Below are 1,416 nucleotides of genomic sequence, written 5' to 3'. Positions count from 1 at the left end.
GAAGGCGGCGTCGTAGAACTGCTGCATTTCGGGCATGGTCGAGGCGAGGCGTTTGGCGTAGCGCTCGGGTTCGGTGGCCAGGGCCCAGTCGGCGTAGGGCTCGAGGTCGGAGAACTCAGTTGGCAGCGGCATCGCGGTGCTCCTTGACGTAGTCTGCGACGGTTTTGTGGAGGTGGCGCAGGAGCATTTCCTGGTCGCAGAGGGGGAATTCGGTCACTGCGCGGGTGCCGATCATGGTTTGGGTGGCTTCGAGGGTGTTGGCGTCCTGGAGGGCGTATTCCTTGAAGGTGACCGCGGCGAGTTCCTGGGCGAGGCGTTCGCGGGCGTTCTTCGGGGGGACGAAGTACAGGCTGGCTTCGAAGATGTGCTTGTCGACGGCGGTGGGCCAGTAGTTGTAGGTCAGGTACCAGCCCGGCTCCCAGATGAGCAGGGTCATGTTGGGGAAGAACTCGAAGCTGTCCTGGCCCCAGCTGTGGAAGTTGGCGGGGTTGAGTGCCTTGGGCAGTTCGTCGAGGCCCTCGATGTCGGGCTTGTCCCAGGGTCCGAACAGGCCTGAGCGCAGAACGCGTTCGATGGGCTTGACCATATTGAGGTCTTTCGGCGGTGCCATGCCGCCCCAGGAGGAGATCATCGAGTGCGGGGGCTGGAGGTCGTAGTGCAGCGCCTCGTAGCCGTAGCCGGCGAGTTTTTCGGCTTCTTCCTTGACCGCTTGCTTCATGTGCAGGATCGGTGCGTGGTAGAACTCGGCGAAGGCGTCGATGAACAGCTTCCAGTTGGCGCCGATTTCGGAGCGGTAGCTGTAGACCTCGGTCATCTTGTCGAAGGGGTAGCCTTCGAGTTCTTTGGCGTAGTCGCCGAGGTAGTCGACCAGTGCGATGGCGTTGGGGTCGAGGTTGATGTAGATGAACCCTTCCCATGTTTCGCAGCGGACGTCTTTGAGGCCGTAGTCCTTCTTGTCCAGGTCGAAGAATTCGCCTTCTTGCTGGACGAAGGTCAGTTCGCCTTCGAGGCTGTAGCGCCAGGCGTGGTATTTGCAGGTGAACTGCTTGCAGCTGCCGGCGGTTTCTTCCTGGGGGAAGTCGTTCCAGACGAGTTTGTTGCCGCGGTGGCGGCAGACGTTGTGGAAGGCGCGGATCTTGCCGTCGTTGCCTTTGACGATGATCAGGGAGGTTCCGGGGCCGGCGGAGGGGAGTTCTTTGGTGAAGTAGCTGCCGGTGCGGGGGAGTTGTTCGACGCGTCCGACGTAGAGCCAGGTCTTTTTGAAGATGGCTTCGCGTTCGGCTTCGAAGAATTCGGGGTCGATGGAGTCGGTGTAGTCGACCGGGGCGGTACCGAGTTCGGGATAGTGCTCGGTCCAGCTTCCCTCGGCCGGTTTGGTGAAGTGGGGCAAGGCTTTCTACCTTTCGTCTTCGAACT

At 61.1% G+C, this 1,416-nt stretch carries 1 protein-coding gene; it reads right to left on the bottom strand.

Going from position 1 to position 1,416, the window contains the following annotated elements; genetic code table 11:
- Positions 1–115: 115 nt before the first annotated feature.
- Positions 116–1,390 carry an aromatic ring-hydroxylating dioxygenase subunit alpha gene (locus ACFWBU_RS21255; protein WP_378529154.1) on the bottom strand — a complete coding sequence of 425 codons (1,275 nt, stop codon included), beginning with the start codon at positions 1,388–1,390 and terminating at the stop codon, positions 116–118.
- Positions 1,391–1,416: the final 26 nt, after the last annotated feature.

This window comes from Rhodococcus sp. NPDC060084 (genome assembly GCF_042730335.1).
GTDB lineage: Bacteria > Actinomycetota > Actinomycetes > Mycobacteriales > Mycobacteriaceae > Rhodococcus.
This window is presented reverse-complemented; position numbering and strand designations above follow the sequence as displayed.